The organism is Sphingomonas sp. SORGH_AS_0950 (genome assembly GCF_030818415.1).
GTDB lineage: Bacteria > Pseudomonadota > Alphaproteobacteria > Sphingomonadales > Sphingomonadaceae > Sphingomonas.
On record NZ_JAUTAE010000001.1, the window covers coordinates 211,363 to 232,234 of the forward strand.

General features: G+C 66.1%; 9 protein-coding genes and 2 pseudogenes. 8 read left to right on the forward strand and 3 right to left on the reverse strand.

The window, feature by feature from the left end; genetic code table 11:
- Window positions 1-9: 9 nt before the first annotated feature.
- The 8 genes and pseudogenes from QE385_RS00890 (at window position 10) to QE385_RS00925 (ending at window position 17,222) form a co-directional block, all read left to right on the forward strand.
- Window positions 10-2,460, forward strand: coding sequence for a VWA domain-containing protein (locus QE385_RS00890; protein WP_307098140.1), 2,451 nt, complete (start codon window positions 10-12; stop codon window positions 2,458-2,460).
- Window positions 2,460-7,796 carry a hypothetical protein gene (locus tag QE385_RS00895; protein ID WP_307098142.1) on the forward strand — a complete coding sequence of 1,779 codons (5,337 nt, stop codon included), beginning with the start codon at window positions 2,460-2,462 and terminating at the stop codon, window positions 7,794-7,796. The genes QE385_RS00890 and QE385_RS00895 overlap by 1 nt, the downstream gene beginning before the upstream one ends.
- Before the next feature lie 17 nt (window positions 7,797-7,813).
- Complete coding sequence (locus tag QE385_RS00900) at window positions 7,814-9,220, forward strand: cell wall metabolism sensor histidine kinase WalK (protein WP_307098144.1); 1,407 nt, start codon at window positions 7,814-7,816, stop codon at window positions 9,218-9,220.
- Between the two features lie 219 nt (window positions 9,221-9,439).
- The gene (locus QE385_RS00905) at window positions 9,440-12,574 is read left to right on the forward strand and encodes a TonB-dependent receptor domain-containing protein (protein ID WP_307098146.1); all 3,135 of its coding nucleotides are present in this window, start codon (window positions 9,440-9,442) and stop codon (window positions 12,572-12,574) included.
- A 76-nt stretch (window positions 12,575-12,650) separates the two neighbouring features.
- Window positions 12,651-13,325, forward strand: a complete 675-nt coding sequence (locus QE385_RS00910; RefSeq protein WP_307098147.1) for a response regulator transcription factor — start codon at window positions 12,651-12,653, stop codon at window positions 13,323-13,325.
- A gap of 69 nt (window positions 13,326-13,394) precedes the next feature.
- Window positions 13,395-14,399, forward strand: coding sequence for a MoxR family ATPase (locus tag QE385_RS00915; protein WP_307098149.1), 1,005 nt, complete (start codon window positions 13,395-13,397; stop codon window positions 14,397-14,399).
- 305 nt (window positions 14,400-14,704) lie between these two features.
- A pseudogene (locus QE385_RS00920) lies at window positions 14,705-15,726 on the forward strand (IS110 family transposase).
- A 371-nt stretch (window positions 15,727-16,097) separates the two neighbouring features.
- Window positions 16,098-17,222, forward strand: a pseudogene (locus tag QE385_RS00925) (IS3 family transposase).
- Between the two features lie 185 nt (window positions 17,223-17,407).
- On the opposite strand, the gene QE385_RS00930 reads toward QE385_RS00925, so the two are convergent.
- The 3 genes from QE385_RS00930 to QE385_RS00940 form a co-directional block, all read right to left on the reverse strand.
- The gene (locus QE385_RS00930) at window positions 17,408-18,217 is read right to left on the reverse strand and encodes an IS5 family transposase (protein WP_307098150.1); all 810 of its coding nucleotides are present in this window, start codon (window positions 18,215-18,217) and stop codon (window positions 17,408-17,410) included.
- 142 nt (window positions 18,218-18,359) lie between these two features.
- Window positions 18,360-19,724 carry a pyridoxal-dependent decarboxylase gene (locus QE385_RS00935; RefSeq protein ID WP_307098152.1) on the reverse strand — a complete coding sequence of 455 codons (1,365 nt, stop codon included), beginning with the start codon at window positions 19,722-19,724 and terminating at the stop codon, window positions 18,360-18,362.
- 133 nt (window positions 19,725-19,857) lie between these two features.
- Window positions 19,858-20,832, reverse strand: coding sequence for a quinone oxidoreductase (locus QE385_RS00940; protein WP_307098154.1), 975 nt, complete (start codon window positions 20,830-20,832; stop codon window positions 19,858-19,860).
- Window positions 20,833-20,872 lie beyond the last annotated feature (40 nt).

A 20,872-nucleotide genomic window follows, 5' to 3' on the forward strand; every position in this document is an offset into this window, starting at 1 on the left:
CGGACTGTCGTGAGCATCACCTTCCTCTTTCCGGTCGCCGCCTGGCTATTCCTGCTCGTCCAGCCGGTGACCTGGTGGCCGATGCGCGCGCGGCCGCATTGGCGGCAGGCGGCGGTGCGGGTCGGAGTGTTCGCCTGCCTGATCCTGGCGATGATGCAGCCCAGCCTGGTGCGCCGCGATGGCGCGGGGGCACAGGTCTATATTCTCGATCAGCGGCCTGTGTTGGGTGCGGGCGGACAGGCGGCGGCGCGACGCGTCCTCGACCGGCTGATGGCGAGGGCACCCGCCGATGCCCGGCTGTCGGTGATCCAGCTGGGCGGGGCGGCCAAGGAGCGCGTGGTGGTGCAGGACGGCTCGCTGTCGCTGGCGTTGCGCAAGGCGGCGGAGGCGATCCCGCTCGGCTCGGGCGGGGCGGTGACGCTGATCGGGAGCGGGTTGTCGACCGACGACCATTGGCGGGACGGTATCGCTGCGTTCGTCGCGCGGGGCATTCCGGTCAATACGATTGCCGTTCCCATCGCCCCGCGTCCCGCCTTTGTCGCCGATCTGCGACTGGCCCCGGCGCGGGTCGGTGAGACGTTGCGCGGGGATGTCGTGGTCGAGGGGGACGGCGCCCTGCATCGACTGGCGGTATTCAGCGGCGACCGGCGGCTGGTGACCAGGCCGTCTTTTCGCGCGGATGGCGAAACCCATGTCGCGGTGGATATTCCGACGGATCGTGCCGGGTTCCTGCCGCTGCGCGTGGAGCTGGACGGGCGCGGCGGCTTCGAGACGCTGGCGGCGGTTCAGGAGCCGCGCCATTTCCTCTATCTGGGTGAGCGGCAACAGGGCGCGGCTGGGCAGCTCCAGCGGCTGCTGGGGCCGAGCTTCGTCGTCGACCAGCGTGCACCAGGCTCGCTTTCGCAAGGGTTCGATCCGGCGCGCTGGCCGCTGGTCATGATCGACGATCTGCCCGCCGCGCACCTACCGGTCGCCGCTCAGCAAAGCCTCAACCGCGCGGTGGCGCGGGATGGGACCGGGCTGTTCGTCTCGGGCGGCATGGCCGCATTCGGCGCGGGCGGCTATGCCGACACGCCGCTCGGCGCAGCGTTGCCCGTCATCGCGCGCGGACAGGAAAAACAGGTCCGCCCGAGCGTCGCACTGGCGATCGTCATCGACAGTTCGGGTTCGATGCAGGGGGATCGGCTGGAGCTGGCCAAGCAGGTCGCGCGGCAGACGGTGCGCAAGCTGAACGGCAATGACTGGGTCGGCGTCGTCGAATTCTATGGCGCGCGGCAATGGTCGGTGCCGATGCACCACGCGACGGACCTGCCCGATGTCGAGCGAGCGATCGGGCGGATGCAGGCGCAGGGCGCGAGCGTCCTGTTTCCTGCGCTGCAAGAAGCGTTTTACGGGCTGAAGGACCTGGACGCGCGCTATAAGCACATCTTGGTCCTCTCGGACGGTGGCGTGGCGGAGGACCGCTATCAGCAGCTGTTGCGCCATATCGCGGAGAACCGGATCAACGTCTCGACCGTCGCGGTCGGGGGGCAAGTCGATGACGAAAAGAGCATGGCCGACTGGGCGCGGGTGGGGCGCGGCCGCTTTTATTCAGTGCCGGACGAGTTCAACCTGGTCGAACTTGACTTCAAACAGCCGCAGACCCGGCCCGACCCCGGCTATCGCAGCGGGACGGTTGCGGTGCGGGAGGAGACGCGACCCGGCTGGTCGGACGGCGCGTCGCTAAGCGCCCCACCACCGCTGTCCGGCTATGTCCCGACCCGCGCACGGCCGGACGCCCAGGTCCTGCTTCGCACCGATGGCGGCGATCCCATCGTGTCGAGCTGGCCCGTGGGCAGTGGGCGCGTCACGGCGATGATGACCGAGCCGCTGGGGGCCGGGACCGCGAATTGGCGGAGCTGGCCCGATTATGGCCGCTGGGTGGCGCGGCTGCTGGCGATGACCGCGCGCTCTCGACCCGATCTGACGGTCGAGGCGTTGCGGCGCTTCGATCGGCTGACGATCACCGTGCGACGCAACGGGACGGGCACCATGAGCGGGACCGTGCCCGCGATCACGTTGGTCGACGCGAACGGACGTCCCCAGCGCCGGATCGACGGTCTGGAGGAGCGCGCGCCGGGCCTGTTCGTGTCGGACATCGCGTGGCCCGCCGGGGAGCCCGCCCGGATCGAGGTGCGCGATGGTGACCATCTTGCCCGGACCGCCGATCCGGCCTCGTCCGATGTCCGGCCGGTCGATGCGATGCCGGAGTTCATGGCGCTGCCGCTCGCCAGCCTGTCGTCGCGAACCGGCGGATGGCACCGCGACGATCCCGCCACCGCGCCGGGAGCCGTGCAGCGGATCGGCGGCTTGCGCGCGATCGACCTCTGGCCCTGGATCGCGTTGCTGGCGCTGGGACTCTATCTGTTCGACATTGGCTATCGGCGCTGGCCCTCGCGCCGCATCGCAGGAATTCGATGATGCGCTTCTCTCCCCGCCAATCGGCCTTCCGGTCGCTGCTGCTGGCCCTGTCGCTGTCGACCAGCCTGACCGGCCCGTCCTGGGCGATGGCTCGTCCGGTTCAGGCGGATGGCTCGAACCCGTCAGCCCCGACCGATGTCCGGCGCGTCGAACGCCTCTGGCGCGATGGCGACCGCAGCGGTGCGCTGGCCGCGGTCGATGCGGCGTTGGCGAGCGCGCCAAGTGCCGAGGGCTATCGCCTCAAGGCCGAACTGCTCGATGCGCTGGGCAGGGTGGCGGAAGCGGTGCCGCTCTATCGCCAGGCGGAGGAGCGGGAGCATGATCCGGTGGCCAAGCGCCGGATCGCGCTGCGGCTGGCGATCATTGATGCGGTCCGCCGTCCCGACACGCTGCTAGGGTATGCCAAGGGCGCGCCGCCTGCCCAGGCGCGGCGGCTTGCCGATATTCTGGCGCTGCTTGGGCGGCCCAAGGCGGCGCTGGCCCTGGCGGGACCGGGCGGCGATGTCGGGCAGCGGCTGACGGCGGCGCAATGGGCGCTGGCGGCGGGTGAGGCCGGGCCTGCCCGCGATGCGGCCAAGGCGGCGCTCGCGGCGGCGACCACCCCCGACGATCGACGCTATGCGCTGGCACTGGTGGTCGAGGCGTATCGTGATACGGGCGACCTGGCCGGGGCGCTGAGCTTCCTCGACACCTTGCCGCCCAGCGAGCCGGTCGCCAATGCGAAGGTCGACGTGCTGCTCGAACTCGGTCGAACCAAGGCCGCCATTGCGGCGATCGAGGGGGCGAAGAGCGCCGAATTGCGCCGCCGCCTGACCGGGGTGCTCGACCTGTCGGGCGACCGGGCGGCGGCGCAGGCGGAATATCGTCGCCTGATCGCGGCCGATCCGCATCAGGTCGACCTCTATGCCCGGTTGGCCGGAAGCTATCTGACGCAGGGCAACGAGGCGCAGGCCGTGGCGGTCTGGCAGCAGATGTTCACCGCCAATCGCGGGCAGGCCGACGTGCTGACGGCGGGCGCGCGCGCGATGATAGGCATGGGCCTTCAGGAACAGGCGGTCGCGATGCTGGCGGGCAGCGCAGGCGACCCGGCGGTGGCGACGGCGACGCATCTGTTCCTGTTCGAGACCTATCTGGATCGCGGCGAGATGGCCAAGGCGTTGGCCGAATTGCAGGCGGTCGAGCGCGGCGACACCCGTGGACTGCTGCTCGCCGATGTCGCCGACGGTTATGAGCGGCTGGGTCGCCCCGATCAGGCGCTGGCGCTGCTGAAGCGGTTGGAGGCGAAGGGCGCGCCCGCTTACGACGTCCGCGCCCGTATCGCGCAGCTCGCCGCCGAGGCCGGGCATGACGACGAGGCCCTGACCCGTTGGCGGGCGCTGTGGGCCGACACGACGTTGCCCGCCCGCCGCAACATCATCGAGCGGCAGATCGTCACGCTCGCCAAGCGGATGAACCGGCTGGAGCCGATGGCGAAGGACATTGCCGCGCGGCTGGAGGCGGGCACGATCCGGCCCGGCGAGATCGACCTGCTGGTCGCGCTTCGTCTGGCGCAGAACAAGCCCGAGGCCGCTGCCGAAGCGGTACGCCGTTTCGCCGCGCGAAGCGGCAAAAGCGAAGTGTCGCTCCTCAACCAGTTGGCGCAGCTCTATGCGCGGGTCCGCGACTATGATCGGCTGGAGACGACGCTGGCGCGGCTGATCGCGCTCGACCCCGGCAATCGCGACGCGCACGTCCGCCAGCTGATCCTGACCCGGTTGCGCCATCAAGACGCGGGCGTCTCGGCAGAGCAGCGGCAGCAGGATCTCGACCGGCTGATGGCGCAATTGGGCGATACCGGGGAAGGCGACGCCCATGCGTTCAAGGCCACCGTCTATGCGCAGGCCGACCTCGATACCCAGGCGATCCGGCAGCTGCGCGAGGGGCTGGCGGCGCGGCCCGACGACGCGGATGCACTGTCGCGGCTGGCCACCGAGCTCAAGCGTCAGCATCGGCGGGGCGAGGCGATCGGGCTGCTGCAATATGCCGCCGATCATGGCGATGCGCGTCAGTTCCTGCCCGCGATCGATGCGCTGATCGACATGGTCGCAGACGGGGGCGACGGCGATGCGGCCACGAACGGCGTGCTCGACTGGGCCGAGCGGCGCGTGCTGGAGCGGATCGCCGACGGGGGCGCCATGCCCCGGCTGCTCGGCCTGTTGTCCGACATCGCGGCGGCGGATGCCGATCTCGACCTGCAAATCCGCGCGATCGAGGCGACGGTGCCGGGGGCGGGCGAGCAGCGGGCGTTCGTGCTGCGCGAACTGGCGACGCTCAGCGGCGGTGGCGCGAACGACGGGGGCGCGGTGGCGATCATAGGCGATCCGCGTCGCAAGCTGATTTATGCCCGTCGCCTGCTGGCCCTTGGCAAGTCCTTCCCGCCCGACCTCTACGCCGATCTGGCGCGCACCTTGTTGACGCAGGGCGACGAGGCGGGGGCCGAGCGCGCCTTTGCCATGATGAACGGCTTGGGCGGGCTGGTGAATGTCGACGAAGCCAAGGGCGACGCCTATGCCGCCGCCGGACGCCCGGCGCAGGCGCTGACCAACTATGCCCGCGCGCTGCTCCAGGACCAGTCGAATTTTGATCTGCTGGTCAAGACCGCGATCCTTCAGGAGCGCGCGGGCGAGGACGCGCTGGCGCGGCGCTGGTATTGGCGGGGCCTGCGCTCGCTGCTGGCGCGGCAGCCCGCGACGCCGATGGGCGAGCGCGACGAGCGGGGGCTGGACGTCCGCCGTTATTACCCCACGATGGTCGAAGGACTGCTGCTGACTTGGCCGGGGGAAGCGGGTGCCGCCGACCCGATGCTGGCCGATCTGGCGCAGCGCTTCACCACCGAGATGGGACAGGTCGATGCCGCGAAGCCGGGGGCGCTGGCTGATCATCCGCGCCTCGCGCTGCTGGTCGATCTGGGGCATCGCATCATCGATGCCGGGCACGGCGATGCCACACTGTCGGCATGGGATGCCGCACTGGGCGGCCGGTTCGGCAGCGATCCGGCCTATCGCCGCCCGAGCCTGCTGCGCCATCATCTGACGGGGCGCGGCGGGGACCCGGTGGCGGCCGCACCCGATTGGCCGTTGACGGGGCTGCGCGTGCAGGCGGGGGATACCGGCAATGACGAAGCGGCGCTGGTGCTGGCCCTTTCGCGAGGGGACCAGGCGACGGCGCAGGGCCTGTTGGGCGCGTCGCTGGTCGAGGAGGAAAAAGCCCTCAACGCTCCGCAGGGGGGCTTCCGTCGTCCGCTCTACCTGTTGCTGCTGAGCGACGCGCTGGACCTGCTGCCGCCCGATCGGTTCCGCGACTGGGTGTGGCCGCCGCTTCAGGCGTCCCCGGCGCGGGACGGCATCCTGTTCGACCTGTTCCGGGCGTCACCCGAGCGTTATGCCCGGCTGGGTAAGGCGGTGGGCAAGACGCTGTTGTCGCCCGATGCGCTGGTCCGCCTGACCATCACGCAGAGCAATCGGCCGCTCGGCATCAGCCTGACCGTATCGCGGCGGCATGGCGGCGGGGGCATGGACTGGCTCGACCAGTTTTCGGCCGAGCAGCTGGTCACGCTTTACGACGGCCTCGTCACCCAGCTGGAACGTGGCGAAGGGGATTCGGGGCTGAGCGAGCTAACGCTGGACGGCCTGTTCCGGCATCCGCTGGACGCAGGCCAAAAGGCGCGGCTCGCGGCGGTGCTGGACCGCGACATAGCCGTGGTGCGCGACTCCAAGGCTCGGAGCGGTGCGCCGCTTGCGGCCCGGCTGCTCCAGTTCGATGCGCTGGCCGCCAATCGGGACGTGCTGCTGGACGCGGCCAAGGCTGTCGCGGCGCGCTATCCCGACAGCGCCGCGCTGCCGATCGTGCTGGAGCGCTGGTATGCCGGGGACAAGCGACAGGCGTTCGTCCAGCTGACGACGATGGGCGAGGCGATGCGCGCCAATGGGCAGCAGACGCCCTGGCTGGACCGCGCCATCGCCCGGCACTTCCCCGATGTCCGTCGCGATCAGATCGAGTCCTTCCTCGCCGATGCCCATCCCGATCCCCGGGACGCGGCGCAGGTCTATCAGCACTTCGCCGTTCAGGAAGGCCAGACCACGCCCGACCAGCGGCTGGCGCTGACCCGACGGATGATCGCGCTCGATCCGACCAACCCGGCCTATCGCGAGCATTTGCTGGCGCTGTATGTCGACAAGGCGGACTGGCGCGAGCTTGCGCCTGCGCTTCGGGATTATGTCACGGGCCATCCCGACGATCGGTCCGCCGCGACGATGCTGGTGATGGTCTATCGCCTGATCGACAAGCCGGACCAAGCGGCGGCGGTGGCGACGGCGGCGCAGGTCGATGCGGACGATCCCGATTGGCTGGTCGCCCTGCTCAACCGCGCGCGGGCGATGCGCGGGCGAGGGGGCGGTGGCGGGAGCGCCGGGCTGTTCGCCAGTGTTTATGACGCCTATCTTCGCCACGATCCGGCTCGCCCGGCGGTGGTCGCGGTGGAGGCGCGGCAAGGGCGCAGTGCCATGCCGGTGATGCGTGGCGACGACGCCACCCTCGCGCCCTTGCTCCAGCCGCGCAAGGACGATCCCACGCCACCATCGCGGGTGCTGCGGGCGCTATGGCGCCACTCCAATGCCATCGCCACCGAGGGGGATACCGGGCGAGGCCGCCGCGCGCTCGTCTATACGCTGGCGGCGGCGACCAAGGGGCAGGGGGCAGCGGCGACCCTGCTGGCGCAGCCAGCCATGTCGGTCGAGTTGCAACTTTATCCCGGCGTGATGGCCCCCGAGGACCAGGCGCGCCAGCAGACGCTGTACGATGTCATCACCTATGGCCCTGCCCGGCGTGGCGAGGGCGGGCCGCAATTGGCGACGATGCTGGCCGATCTTCGCGCCGGGAAGGCGGATGCTGATGAGGTGGCGCGCCTGCTCGCGCTAGCCGACCGCATCGCGGCCCCGTTGACGGCGGAGGACGGCGCCGCGCTTGACGCGCGGCTGCGCGCGATGCCGGTCATGGCGGCGGAGGGGAGGATCGTGGCGGCCCGCGTCTATGCGCGCAGCGGCCTGCTGCCCCAGGCGGAGGCGATGCTGGATGCCGCCTTCCTCCAGATGCTCTATCCCGCCGGGCCGCTCGATAATGTCGACGATCTGGCAGACGCCATGGCGCGGCTGGTCGCGACAGTCCGCTTGTGGCCTGACGCGGCGGATCAGCGGCGGGTCTATGCCGCTCTTGCGCAAATCCTTGAAAAGCGGAAGCTGGGGCCGAACGGGGGCGACTTGCCGCCGATGCCGCCCCTCGACGGGGGCGCGGCGCACTGAGGCGGGGAACGGCAGGGGTGGGATGGCTGCGGCGCATCTGGGACTGGCGCAAGTCGATGTTCGCGCAGATGCTGGTGCTGACGTCGATCTTTCTCGGCTGGGGGCTTTACGCCTTTGTCATCCGGCCTCTGGCCGACATGCCGGTGCAGGTCGACGTCGCGCCGCCCCTGCAGGCCACGGAGTCCGAGGTCCGCAGCGTCCTGGCCCAGTTCATGATCACCGTCCGTGACGATCCGTCGGATGCGGGCGACATCACCAAGGACAGCCTTATCCGCGAGGTCGAGGCGCGCAATCCCGACTTCCGCTTCTATGTGCGGGTCGGCAACCGGGCGTTCGGCAACGGGCCGCCCGCCTTCTTCCGGCATTTCGGTTTCGCCGCGCTGGAGCGGGTTCATCGGACATTGGCCGACCCCAGCATCTGTACCCAGGGCGAGAAGATCATGCAGGGCAAGGACGGCGATGGCTACGCGTCCTTCCGCATGTGCGACGAACTGACCTATTTCGAGTATCGCGACCTGCGCCACCCGGTCATCATCGATCGCTCCAGGCCCATGGGTGCGCGGGGCAAATGGCTATGGGCGTTCAGCGGCAACTTCCTGCTGGCGGCGGGCGGCGTCTTCCTGATCTTCGCCACTATCTTTTCGCTGCACATGTGGTCGATCCGCCGCGTCGCGCAGCTGGCCCGGTCGATCGATCCGCAGCGCCTGGATGCCCTGCTGCCCGAAAAAGGCGTGGCCAGCGAAATCCTGCCGCTCGTCCGCGCGGTCAACCATCTGATCGGGCAGGTCGATGCGGCCCAGCGGCGCGCGACCTTCTTCCTGTCGGCGGCGGCGCATGAGATGCGGACCCCGCTGACCGTGTTGCGTACCCGGCTGGAATTGATGGATGACGGCGCGCAGAAGGACAAGCTGGTCGGCGACGTCCGGCGGCTGACCCGGCTGGTCAACCAGCTGCTGACCCTGATGAGCATCGGCAATCGTCGGGAGGTGACGGGCTTTACCGATCTGGCCGCCTCCGCCGCCAAGGTCATCCGGGGGCGGGCGCTTCTTGCCGAACAGGCGGGCGTCATGCTGATGCTCGACAGCGTGAGAGACGAGGTCGAGATTCCCGGCGATGCGACGCTGATCGAGTCCGCCATCGCCAATCTGGTCGACAACGCGATCTCCTTCGCGCCGCAGGGCACGACAGTCCGCGTGGCGATCGACGCCGATGGACGGATCACGGTGCGCGACCATGGCCCCGGTTTTGGCGATATCGATCCCGTCGCCCTGTTCGAGCCCTTTGCGCGTCCCGTGTCGGCGCGGCGCGGCTATGGGTTGGGGCTGGCGATCGTGGCCGCCATCGTTCGTCTGCATGGCGGCGAAATGAGCGCGCGCAACGTCGAGGACGGCGGTGCCGAGTTTACCCTGACGTTTGCGTCATAAAGCTTTTTCCTCGTCTCCTGTCGCGGTCCGGGGACATAGTATTTCGCAAGTGCCGCAAATTGCGACATTCCAAATCCTTTGCTGCAAGGTTGGTGCAAGCCTCGTCGCGCAGCATGGCTCCGTCATAGAACAGCGTCTCGTGGACCGAATGACCGAGCGACAAGCCAAGGCATCGCATCACGAACGTTGACGATCATAGTATCTATGGGGGGTACGATCATGAAGAAGTCAGCCTTTCTGGGGGCATGTTCGCTCATCGCCTATTTTGCCACGACCGGGGCAGCCGCCGCGCAGCAGGATCGAACGACGGCACCGGGTGCCGCCGCGAACGACCAAGTTGAAAGTCAGCAAGGCGTGGTTCCTGTTCCGCAGAACAGCGACGCGGTAGAAGAGGAGAAGGCACGCCGGAATGTCGAGCGCGAGGACGCGCCCGCTGCCAGGGCCGGCGACCCGGAGGCCGAGATCAAGGAGGCCGAGCTTCGCCGCGGGCGAACCCCGGTCATCAGGAAGCACCAAGGCAATGACGACGTGCTGGTTACGGGCAGCCGTCTGCGCGACGGCGACAAGACCAGCCGTCTGATCGTCATCGACGCCAAGGAAATTCGCGATCGCGGTGTCACCTCGGTCGAAGAACTGGTGCGCACCTTGCCGCAGAACGTCTCGACCATCGGCGCGATCACCAACAGCCGTGGTAAGGGACCGCTGAATTCCAACGTCGGTCCCAGCGGTTCGAACATCGTTTCCCAGGTCGGCGGGCTGGGTCTGGCGGCGGCCAACTTGGGCGGGGTCGGGGCGGGCAACACGCTCGTCCTGGTCAACGGACGGCGGATTGCCGGAGCGGCGGGTGTCGAGCAGGGCTATGTTAACCTCAACGGTATCCCGCTGAGTGCGATCGAGCGGGTCGAGATTAGCACCGGCGGCCAAGCGGCGATCTATGGAGCCGATGCCATGGGCGGCGTCATCAACTTCATCCTGAAGAAGAATTACGTCGGTACGACCATTTCTGCTTCGCACCGCGAGACCAGCTCCGGCGCGGACGATACGCGGATCAGCCTGTATACCGGCCGTGCCTGGGGCAGCGGCAGCATCGCGGCCACACTGGAATTCGCGCGGGTCGATCCGATCGTGAACGCCAAGACCGGCTATGTGACGAACAACTACGCGCCCTTTTTCAACGGCAATGCCGCGTATGACAAGCGTACCTTCAATTCGGGGACGCAGCCTGGGACGACGGTTGTGCCGGGCGTCTATAATCCCGCCACCGGCCAGGTCTCTCCTTCCACGGGCCTCAGCGTGCCGCCGGGCTTCACGGGCGCGCCCAAGCGGTCCGATCTGATTCCCGTGACGCTGAGCAGCAGCCGCGACTATGTGCCCGAATTCGCCGGGCCGCGCAGCCGGACGGTCAGTGCGACCGTCAATTTCGAGCAGAAGATCACCGATCGCCTGAGCATCTTCGGCACCGGCCTTTACACCAAGGCGCGCAATTCGCAGGCCAATGCGATCTTCGGCGGGCTGGCAGTCGATCTGGCGCCGGGGCAATATTACAACCCGTTCCCCGCCTTCACCTTCGGGTCGTCGGCCTATTCCAGCCGGGTCAATTATTTCCCCGGCGCCGAGATCGCGGACGGCACGCTGGTGCCCGCGCAGATCCGCAATACATCGACCAGCTGGACCGCCAATGGCGGGGTCAGCTATGATTTCGGCAAGGCCGCCAAGCTGCAGTTGATCTATACCCGGTCGGGCACCGAGACTGCGGGTTCGGGAACGCAGCTGGGCAGTCTGGTCAGCTTTGCACGCACGGTCACAAACGGGGTCGTGTCCTATCCCTGCTATAATTTCCAGCTGGCGAACAATCGTATTCCGGCCAATCAGCTGGCGGGCTATAAGGCGGCGTTCCAGGCGCAGTGCGCCGCGCTGACCAGCAGCGATCCGAATATCGCGTTCAACCCATGGAAGAGTACGACGAGCGGCGGCGGCAGCAGCGTCACGGCCTTCCTCTATCCCTATGTCGTGGACGATCTAGGCAATTCGCTGAGCAATCTGGAAGGGCGCGTCACGGGCGAGGCCTTGGCGCTCCCCGCCGGTTCGGTCAGCTATGCCGTCGGCGCGGAATATGCCCGCAACACGCTGAAGAACAGCTTCATCAGCAGCATCGCCGGCCCCGACCCGGCGACGGACCGCTATGCGTTTTTCGGCGAGATCAATCTGCCGATCCTGGGCAAGGATTATACCCTGCCATTCGCCCGTCGCCTGTTGTTCAACATCGCCATGCGCCGCGACGTGACGAGCAGCGTCGGCGCGATCGGCACCGTCAACAAGGTACCGGTCGATCAGGGCGGCCAGATTATCTATGGCAAGAACCGGTTCGGCCGCACGACGCCGTCCTGGGGCATGTTGTGGTCGCCGACCAACACGATCGACTTCCGCGCGAAATTCACCACCGGCTTCAAGGCGCCGCCGCCCACCCAGCTCTATTCGGTGCAGGGCACGCAGCAGACGCTGACGTCGATCGTCGGCGATCCGCTTTATAGCTGCACGACCGATTGCGCTCGCCCGGTCAACGGCCAGAAGGCCTATAACGTCCCGATGGTCATCGCGGCGAACCCCGATCTTCGCCCCGAAACCTCGCGCCAGCAGATCTACAGCCTGTCGTGGCAGCCCACCGGTCCGTTGTCGGGCCTCAGCCTGGCCGTGACCTATAACCGCAACCGGATCCGCAATCAGTTCGCGACGACGCGCGAGCTCTTCTACTATATGCCCGCCGTCGACATCCTGAAGCTGCCGCTCTTCTATCCGCGCGACCCGGCGACCAACAAGATCATCTCGTTCAACAACGTCCGCTACAACATCATCGGTTCCAATTACGACTCGCTGACCTATGAGGCGAGCTATCTGATCCCGACCAATATCGGCACTTTCCTGCCCAAGATCATGTATGTCGACAATATCGTCGCCGAAACGACGGGGTTGAGCGATGGCCAGAAGATCGACCAGCGGGGTCGCATCCTGGGCGTCGACAAATATAAGATCGTGGGCTCGCTCCAGTGGAACTGGGACAAGCTGAGTACGAACGTCTATGTGTATCACACGCCCAGCTATCTGAACGATTATATGTCGATATACGCGGCCGGGGTGCAGCTCAATCCCGAGTTGATCACCCGCGTGAAGCCGTTGACCACCGTCGACCTGTCGGTGTCCTGGATCGCATCGAAGCGTTTCAGCCTACAGTTTGCGGGACGCAACATCTTCAAAGCACCGGCGCCCTTCACGGTCGTCGACTACCTGCCCTATGATACCTCGCGCTACAACGTGGAGGGTCGCAGCCTGATGCTGACCGGGCGACTGACCTTCTGACCGTGGCGGGGCGGCGGTCTGCCTGTTGGGCCGCCGCCCTCGCATCGCTCGATCCGGTCGTATAGGTTCGCGCCCGATGAGACTGCTGCTTGTAGAAGATGATGGGGATGTCGCCGAGACCCTGACCGCTTATCTGGAGCGGCAGGGTTTCGTCGTCGACCGGGCTGATACGCTGGCGATGGCGCAGGATGCGTTGCTGGACAATGATTTCGACCTGGTTCTGCTCGATCGCCTGCTGCCCGACGGGGACGGCGTCTCGCTGATCGGCTATGCCGAGGCGAAGAAGCGGCCGCAGCGTTTCCTGCTCCTGTCCGCGCTCGCCGGGATCGACGACAAGGTGACGGGGTTGGAACTCGGGGCGCATGACTATATCGCCAAGCCGTTCGAGCCGCGCGAGCTTGTCGCGCGGATCCGCGCGGCATTGCGCCATGACCTGCACAAAACGCGTGAGATGCGTCAGTTCGGCCCGATCCTGCACGATGTCGAGGGCGGCGGTTTCTTCGTCAACGATGCGCCCATGTCGCTGCGGCGGTCGGAGGCGCTGGTCCTGGCCGCGCTGATGATGCGCGACGGCGCGCTGGTCCGGCGCGAGACGCTGGAAACGCGCGTCTATGGCTATGACAAGTTCGTCAACGGCAACTCGCTGGAATCGATCATCTCGCGGTTGCGCAAGGCACTCGCCGCCAAGACCGGCGCGGTGAAGATCCTGTCGGTCCGCGGTGTCGGCTATCAACTGGTCGAAGGCGACTGACATGCAAGGCTGGTGCAAGCCGGGCGTGTCACCCCTTGGGCCTATCTCTCTCATTTGAGCCCCTTATCCATGCAGATGATCGATCAGGCCCAGGTCGCCCGCGAACAGGCGGAGGAGTTTCGGACGGTGTTCCGGGCCATCCGTGACCAGGTTCGTCGGATGATGGTGGGGCAGCAGGACGTGATCGACGGCGTCCTGACCGCCCTGATGGCGGGGGGGCATGTCCTGCTCGAAGGCGTGCCGGGGCTGGGCAAGACGATGCTCATCAACTCGATCAGCCGGGCGGTCGACCTGCCATTTTCGCGTATCCAGTTCACGCCCGACATGATGCCCGCCGACATCATCGGCACCACCATGTTGACCGAGGCCGAGGGAGGCGGCCATGAACTGACCTTCCAGCAGGGGCCGATCGTCGCCAATCTGGTGCTGGCCGACGAGATCAACCGCGCCACGCCCAAGACTCAGTCGGCGCTGCTCGAAGTCATGCAGGAGCGGCAGGTCACGGTCGGCCGCCGCACGCTGAAGATGCCGGAGCCGTTCTGCGTCATGGCGACCCAGAACCCGGTCGACCAGGAAGGCACCTATCCGCTGCCCGAGGCGCAGCTCGATCGCTTCCTTTTCAAGCTGCTCGTGGGCTATCCGACCGAGGCGGAGTATCACGCGATCATCGACCGAACGACCGGCGGCGAGGCGGTGGCGATCGACCCGGTGACGGACGCCGCCACGCTATGCCGGTTGCGCGACGTGGTGCGCCAAGTGCCGGTGCCCGAAGTTGCGAAAAGCTATGCCATCCGCCTCGTGATGGCGACCCAGCCGGGCAGTGCCTATGCGCCGGAATCGGTACAACGCGGCGTGGCGCTGGGCGCGTCTCCACGCGGTGTCCAGAGCCTGATCCTCGCGGCCAAGGTTCAATGCCTGCTGGACGATCGCTTCGCCGTTAGTTGCGACGACATCGCGGCCGTCGCGCGTCCTGTTCTGCGGCACCGGGTCATCGTCAATTATCAGGCCATGGCACGCGGCGATGGAACTGAGACTTTTATCGACGATATCATGAGGGTTGTGTTGCGGTCGTGAAGATATGTTAGCGGCGCCGGTCCGGTAGGTGCAAATGACCGCAAGTGCGATCACGTGGGAGGATGGTAGGACGCCATGCCATAAAATGCCTGGCGGCCGCAGGAAAGCAACGAATAATCCGTCTTTCGGCGTATGCTGATCAATAGCGGACAAGCCGCACTTGTCGGAATTTTTTTGCAGAGCGACTGGGAGGTGAATGGACATGGGGTAATCGCGGGAGCGAGCTACCTCGATCAGCGACGATGTAGATGAAGGTGCGGGCTCACGACTGGCAGCCGGGCCCATACATCGGACGGAGAACAGCCATGGGTGAGTATATCGGGCTCGACGTATCATTGAAAGAGACAGCTGTTTCGATCCGGTGCGGCGGCAAGCGTGTTTGGCGCGGCAAGTGTTTGTCAGACCCGCAGGTCATTGCAGCTCTGATCCGCAAGCACGCCCCTGGGGTGGAGCGGGTGGTGTTCGAGACAGGGTCACTGTCGGTGTGGTTCTACCACGCGCTGACGGCGGAGGGGCTGCCAGCGATCTGCATTGATGCGCGCCATGCCAAGGCGGCACTCGACATGGCGGCGAACAAAACGGACGCCAACGACGCCGACGGCCTGGCTCACCTTGCCGAGGTGGGGTTCTATCGCGAGGTGCGGGTAAAAGGATTCGACAGTATGCTCTCGCGCACGCTGATTGCGGCGCGCACGAAGTTCGTCCGCGCGACGCTGGACATAGCAGGCAGATTCGCGGGCTGATGAAGGCGTTCGGACTCCTCGTACCGCGTGGCATCGGCGGCAAGTTCGAGACGAACGTTCGTTCCCTGCTTGTCGACAATGCCGAACTCGCCCGGATCATCCTGCCCCTCCTCGAGGCGTGGCGGAGTCTGCGCGTCCAGGCGACCGAACTGGGGCGCCAACTCCTTGCCGAGGCACGCTGGAGCCAGCAATGTCAGCTGCGGATGTCGATCCCCGGGGTCGGCGCGATTACCGCTACCGCTTACCTGACCGCGGTAGAGGACCCCGCCAACTTCAGTCGATCCCGCTCGGTCGGCGCTTGGCTTGGGCTAACCACTAGGCGATACCAGTCGGGCGAGGTCGACTATGACGGTCACATCTCCCGGCGCGGTGACACGCACGTCCGCTCGCTCCTGTATGAGGCGGCCGTCGTGATCCTGACCCATAGCCACGCCGATAGCGACCTACGTAGCTGGGGCATGAAGCTTCGCGAGAAGATCGGCTTCAAGCGTGCCGCCGTCGCTGTTGCCCGCAAGCTCGCGGTCATCATGCACGCCATGCTGCGCTCCGGCGAACTATTCACCAGGACGGCCGCTACCGCCTGATCCAAGAGCTCGACAGCGCCTATGGCGTGACGAGGCGTCCCTGCCGGGACGTAGGCTGGTCCATTCCGTTTCGGCCGTTGCACCACGAGCCCCAGCTCGATGCGTGCGGAATGAACATTGGAAGGGCCATCCCGCGAAGCCCCATGATGCGGCGGCACCTGCAGACCGCGAAGACGACCGTGCCCCGGCAAACAACGTCTCTCACGCGAAAGCGCTTGCACAACCCGCTATTAGACGACGACCGAAATTGGGCCTCGCGAAAGGGTTGCCGAATGTCGCCTTCTGGGTTGACCTGAGCCCTCCGGATTGGTCCATTCTTTGTGAGAAATTCCCGGTTAGGTTTTGCAGGTGCCGGACGAGGGGATCCGCCGATGAAGAAGTCGAGGTTCAGCGAGCAGCAGATAGCGTTCATCCTCAAGCGGGCCGAGGATGGAACAACCGTGGAGGAGGTATGTCGGAAGGCCGGCATCTCGATCCAGACCCCGGCCTACGCCGGGGCAGACTCTACTATCGATGGCGCAGCAAGTACGGAGGTCTGATGTCGTCGGAGATGAAGCGCTTGAAGGTGCTGGAGGAGGAGAACGTCCGGCTGAAGCGGCTGGTGGCGAACCTCAGCCTGGACAAGGAGATGCTGCAGGACGTCATCCGCCGAAAAATGTAGGGCCTGGTCGAGCCCGGGAGATCGTCGGCTATTGGCAGGCGAGCTACCAGGTCAGCGAACGGCGAGCCTGCGGTGCCTTTCCGATCAATCGATCGACCCAGCGCTATCAGTCCCGCCGCCTCGATCAGGCCGGCCTCAAGATGCGGATCAAGGAGTTGGCTGCGGCCCGTGTTCGGCTCACGGGTATCGACGCATCCACGTGCTGCTCCGGCGGGAGGGCTGGGAGATCAACCACAAGCGCACTCATCGGCTGTATCGTGAACTCGGGCTGCAGTTGCGCAACAAGACGCCCAAGCGCAAGGTGGAGGCGAAGCTGCGCGATGACCGGACACCGGCGAGGGCCCCCAACGAGTGCTGGTCGATGGATTTCTTGTCGGACCAGCTGTTCGACGGGCGCAAGATCCGCGTGCTGTCGATCGTCGACAACTTCACGCGCGTGTCGCCAGCGCTCGACGTACGGATGAGCTACCGCGGCTCTGACGTGGTCGAGACGCTCGACCGCATTGCCGTGGCACATGGTCGTCCCAAGCGCATTCGCCTGGACAATGGCCCGGAATTCATCTCGAAGGATCTCGACCTGTGGGCCTATCAGCATGATGTAGTGCTGGACTTCAGCCGCCCCGGCAAGCCGACTGACAATGCGTTCACGGAGGCGTTCAACGGCCGGGTGCGGGCCGAATGCCCCAACGCATACTGGTTCTTGAGCCTGGACGACGCACGGGTAAAATGTGAGGCGTAGCGGCGCGATTACAACGAGCACCGTCCGCATAGCTCCCTCGGCAACCAGACCCCGATGGAGCGCGCTTTTTCGTCAGGGCAGGCATGCCTGCCCTGACGAAAAGAGAGCCGGTTTTCTCATAAAGACCGGACCAAAGACGGGGTGAGGCTCACCTTGATCCAGACTGGCATAGTCGATGGACCACTCAGAAGGGGGCAGCTCACCCACCCGGCGCGGTGATCGAAAGATTGTCAGAAGTACTCGCATTGGTTGACGACGTCTCTTCCGTGCGCTAGAGGCTGTTATGAACCTGCGGCGATCGCGGCAGCCTGCTTCATCATGATGCAGGCGAAAGCGACGACGTGAAGTCCGGCGAGTGTTTGGGCATAGCGTTCATAGTCCTTGACGAGACGCCGGAAGCGGGTTGCCCAGGCGAATGACCGCTCGACGACCCAGCGGCGCGGCAGGAGGACAAAGCCGCGCTTGGCCTGCGGCAGTTTGACGACTTCGAGCGCGATACCATGCTTGTCTGCTGCATCGGCGGCCCGCCCGCCGGTATAGCCCTGGTCCACCCAGGCCAGCTCGACCGTGTCGCCGGTGACCGCCTGTACGGTGCGGGCGAGCCGCTCCACCTCGCCGCGATCCTCGGCGCTGGCTGGCGTGACATGGAGGGCCAGCAGATGGCCCAGCGTATCGACGGCCATGGGGATCTTCGAGCCCTTCTTGCGCTTGGCCCCGTCATAGCCGGCCCGCTCGCCACTCTCGGGCGTCGATCGAAGCGTCCGGCTGTCGATGATCGCAGCGGTCGGCTCGGCCTTGTGCCCCGCTGACAGCCGCAGCACCGCGCGCAAGTCGTCCACCAGCGCCTCGAAGCAGCCCGCCGCCAGCCAGCGCTGTGTCTGCTGGTACACAGCTGCCCAGGGCGGCAGATCGTTCGGCATCCACCGCCATGGCGCGCCCGTCTTAACAATGTAGCGAAGGCCGTTGAACACCTCCCGCAGGTCATGCTCCCGCTGCCCGGCATCCTCGCGTTGCAGCAGTAGGTACGGCGCAACCAGAAACCATTCCTCGTCGCTCACGTCAGATGGATACGGCTTGCCGCAAATGCTCATCCCACCTTGGATGAACCAGCAAACCTCTCAAGTCCATAACAGCCTCTAGCTCTCGACACCCGGCCGACCCCGGACGCTTAATGATGAGATCTGCCTTGAGACTGATGATCGGCTCGTTCTTCGTCTATGCGGGCATCGTCGGCTAACGAAGCGAGCGATCTTCTGCTGCCTGCCCGAACGCGTTGGCCAATCGAACCACGTCCTCATGCTGAGTCCGCCAGGAAGAGATACTGATGCGGAAGGCCGACCGCCCCTGCCAGATTGTTGTCCCAAACCAACCGGCCTCGCTGGCCAAGACATGCTGGCGGAGGCGCATGGTGACTTCATCGTCTTCAAATCGCAAGAGAACCTGATTGAGCACGACGCGATTGAGAACGTCGAAGCCGGTAGAGCGTAGCCGATCTGCCAGCCAGGCGGCCTCGTCACAGTGGCGATCCACCAGTTCGGCGACACCCTTGCGGCCCAACGTGCGAAGCGCAGCCCAGATCGGAATGCCGCGCGCCCGCCGCGAGAACTCCAGCGTCAGGTTCTTCTGGGCATCTTTGGAGGCCATTGAATAGGCGGCATCCGCGTTCATCGCGCCCGCAAGCGCCTCGGCATCCCGGCAAATGGCGACCGCTCCGTCATAGGGTGTGTTCAGCCACTTATGCCCGTCCGTGGTCCAGCTATCGGCTTGCTCAACGCCGTCGGTCAACACCCGGCGCGAAGAAGCGCGGGCCCAGAGGCCGAACGCCCCATCGACATGGACCCATGCGCCCGCGTCATGGGCGGCCTTGATGAGAGGTATGAATGGGTCGAACTCGCCCGTGTTGACCTCGCCGGCCTGAAGGCAGAGGATAGTGCGGTCGTCCAGTGCGGGAAGGCGGGCGGGATCGATGCGTCCTTGCGGGTCGGTCGGCGCCACGACGAGGTGGGCCATGCCGAAGCCCAAAAGCCGCAGCGCCTTCTTCACGGTGATATGGACGGTGTCAGGGACGACCACCCTGATCTGCGGCGCGCCGTGAAGCCCGTCACGGTCGAAGTCCCAACCGTGGCGAGCCAGCAGCGACCGCCGTGCCGCCGAAAGGCAGGTCAGCGTGCAGGCCGTCGCACTGGTGCCGAACCCGACGCCGCTCTCGCGAGGAAGGTCGAGCACATCGAGAAGCCAGGCGCCCGCTACCTTTTCGACCGTCGCGGCCACGGGGGAATTGTCATAGGACGACGCACATTGATCCCAGGCCAGCATCAGCCGTTCGGCTGCGGCCGCTGCGGGCAATGCGGCGCCGATCACGAATCCGAAGTAGCGCGGCCCGTTCGACGCCGTCGTGGCGGGGGAGCCATGAACGTCGAGCAGACGCAGCGTGTCGGTCGCATCATGGCCCTGCTCCGGCAGGGGTTCGGCGAAGACGGTCAGGCCATCGTGGGCGGTCTGATCCGGAAAGGGCGGGCGTTGTTGCAGCGTCGCCAGATAAGCACTGGCGCGCGCGTCGGCGTCCGCGATCAGTTCGAGTTCCGGCGTCACCGCCATGTCCCCACGTCCGTCATTCTGAAACCTCCTCCACTTTTCTCACGCGCAGTCCACGCGCAGTCCTTGCCAGTCGAGCGCAGTGCCCCTGGCGGTGTTCAGTGCAAGCCGGACCACCGGCTCATCGGTTTCGCCCTCAGACCGTCAGGATCACGCTTCCCGTCGTTCGCCCAGATTCCAGATCGGCATGCGCGCGGGCCGCCTCACGAAGCGGATATTCGGCACCGATCGGGTTCACGAGGCCATTCCCCAGGGCAGCGAGCAGATCATCCACGCCGCGCCGATACAGCACGGGGTCACTGGCATAGGCGATCGAACTGGGCCGCACCAACCCGATCGACCGGGCAAAGCCGAGATCCTCGACCCTCACCGGAGGAATGGGACCTGCTGGTTGGCCAAGGCTGGCCACTATGCCGAAGGGGCGGACGGAACCCAAAGTTTTCGCCAGCATGTCACCGCCAATGCCGTCGATGGCGAGGTGGACGCCCTTGCCGTCTGCGATCTGCATCGCGCGCTTCGGCCATTGGTCATCACCATGCAGCAGCACTTCATCCGCTCCCGCGGCTATGGCCGCAGCGGTCTTTGCTGCGGACCCCACTGTTCCGATGACGTTCGCCCCCATGCGCTTGGCCCAGCGCGTCACCAACTGACCAAGCCCCCCGGCGGCCGCATGGACAAGTATCCATTCGCCGCGGCTGACGGCGTGCACCTTGTGCAACAGCATGTGTGCGGTCAGTCCTCGCAACATGGTGCTGCCCGCGATGCGTTCAGATACGGCGTCAGGCAATTTGACGAGCCGGTCGACGGGGAGCAGCCGAACCTCGGCATAAGCTCCGAGTGGCATGCCGTGATAAGCAGCGCGATCACCGGGCGAAACCGATGTGACGTCGGGGCCGATGGCGTCCACCACGCCCGCGCCCTCGAAGCCCAACACGGCGGGATATCGGGGTAGCGGGTACAATCCCGTCCGATAATAGACGTCGACGAAATTCACCCCGATCACGGATTGGCGGACGCGGACCTCTCCGGGGCCAGGCGCAGGGACATCAATGTCCACCGCGTTCAATACGTCCGGTGCCCCAGGGCCATTCATCATGACGCATATCGACATGCTCTATCTCCCTTGGCAGCGATAAAGCGCATCTCGTCCT

Excerpts from the sequence above, each read along its gene's own strand:
- QE385_RS00895 (WP_307098142.1), top strand. The coding sequence starts at position 2,460 with ATGCGCTTCTCTCCCCGCCAATCGGCCTTCCGGTCGCTGCTGCTGGCC.
- QE385_RS00905 (WP_307098146.1), top strand. The coding sequence starts at position 9,440 with ATGAAGAAGTCAGCCTTTCTGGGGGCATGTTCGCTCATCGCCTATTTT.
- QE385_RS00910 (WP_307098147.1), top strand. The coding sequence starts at position 12,651 with ATGAGACTGCTGCTTGTAGAAGATGATGGGGATGTCGCCGAGACCCTG.
- QE385_RS00915 (WP_307098149.1), top strand. The coding sequence starts at position 13,395 with ATGCAGATGATCGATCAGGCCCAGGTCGCCCGCGAACAGGCGGAGGAG.
- QE385_RS00930 (WP_307098150.1), bottom strand. The coding sequence starts at position 18,217 with ATGAGCATTTGCGGCAAGCCGTATCCATCTGACGTGAGCGACGAGGAA.
- QE385_RS00935 (WP_307098152.1), bottom strand. The coding sequence starts at position 19,724 with ATGGCGGTGACGCCGGAACTCGAACTGATCGCGGACGCCGACGCGCGC.
- QE385_RS00940 (WP_307098154.1), bottom strand. The coding sequence starts at position 20,832 with ATGTCGATATGCGTCATGATGAATGGCCCTGGGGCACCGGACGTATTG.